The organism is Azospirillum palustre, assembly GCF_002573965.1.
GTDB lineage: Bacteria > Pseudomonadota > Alphaproteobacteria > Azospirillales > Azospirillaceae > Azospirillum > Azospirillum palustre.
The window spans coordinates 1-1,160 of the sequence record NZ_PDKW01000019.1 but is presented as its reverse complement, the minus strand read 5'-3'; the positions used below and the strand labels follow the sequence as shown (position 1 = coordinate 1,160).

The window sequence follows — 1,160 nt, the reverse complement described above, 5'->3', positions numbered from 1 at the left end:
CAGGCCGCTGGCAAACAGCAGGATCAGCACCAGGGGATTGAGGAAGCGGGTCAGGAATTGCAGCCAGAGCGGCCGGCGGCGGCGCGCCAGCGGCTGGTTGAGGCCGTATCTGCGCCGGCGGGCCTCCGTCTCGGTCCGGCTCAGCCCGGCGGGCGTCGCATCCAGGTTTTTGAGCACGACAGAGATCGGTTGTTTCCAGATCCCGTCAGCGATGATGCCTTGGTCCAAAGGTCGTGTCCTCGGCAGTTGCATAAGTGTAGGCTTCGGCCGAGGGAAGAGAAATGACGCTTACGATAGCCCGCAATTTCATGGTTGGGACTTGGCGCCACACGGCTGGATTCGAAAACGGCGACCGCGGACTGACGCTCCGGATTTTCACTGCCGGCACTCTTTCGGTTGGACAATGCTAAAAACATTTCCGCTGGATTGGAGTAGACGGATGGGCCGATAGAGCCCTGGCCCGATGCGTCATTCGCAACAGCAACCTTTAAGAGCATTTCTATCCAGACCCACCGCTACCATCGAAAGGGCGCCGGCATGGGACAGGATCATGAAAAGCATCACGGCACATCCGGGCGGACAATCATGGGCAGCGGGCGCCGCGACTTTCTGTTCGACGGCGAAGGGAACGACATCATCGCCGGCAATCGCGGCAACGATTACATGGAAGGCGGCGGCGGCCGCGACCGTTTCATTCTCAAACCCGGCGACGGTTGGGACTGCATCGGCGACTTCCGGGGCGGAGCCGACGGGGACCTGTTGGACCTGCGGGCCTGGAGTGGGATCGGCAGCCTGGAAGATGTGCTGGTCCGCTCCCACCAGGACAGCGACGGGCTGGTCCTCGATTTTGGACCACGCGACGGCGTGAAGCTGATGGGCCTGTCGCGCGAGGATCTCACTGCCGGCAATCTGCGACTGAAAAATGAGCCGATGAAAGCCAGCGCCGTATTCGCGGCGACGGACAATGCGAGTGGGAACGAGATGTGGGGAACGGACGGGCGCCGGGCCACCCTGCTGCGGGACATCGCTCCGGGTGCGGCCTCATCGGAGCCGCAGGGCTTTATCGAACTCCATGAACGTGTTTATTTCAGCGCCGACGACGGCGTCCATGGGCGTGAATTGTGGTCCACCGACGGAACACCGGGTGGAACCCGCCTGCT

At 62.3% G+C, this 1,160-nt stretch carries 1 protein-coding gene and 1 pseudogene; one reads left to right on the top strand and one right to left on the bottom strand.

What is annotated here, in order from left to right; all coding sequences use genetic code 11:
• The coding region (locus tag CRT60_RS00100; RefSeq protein WP_244592180.1) for a cation-transporting P-type ATPase at nucleotides 1-228 on the bottom strand (228 nt) is incomplete at its 3' end.
• 309 nt (nucleotides 229-537) lie between these two features.
• Here CRT60_RS00100 and CRT60_RS35995 point away from each other — a divergent pair.
• Nucleotides 538-1,160: pseudogene (locus CRT60_RS35995) on the top strand (hypothetical protein); the annotation flags it as partial.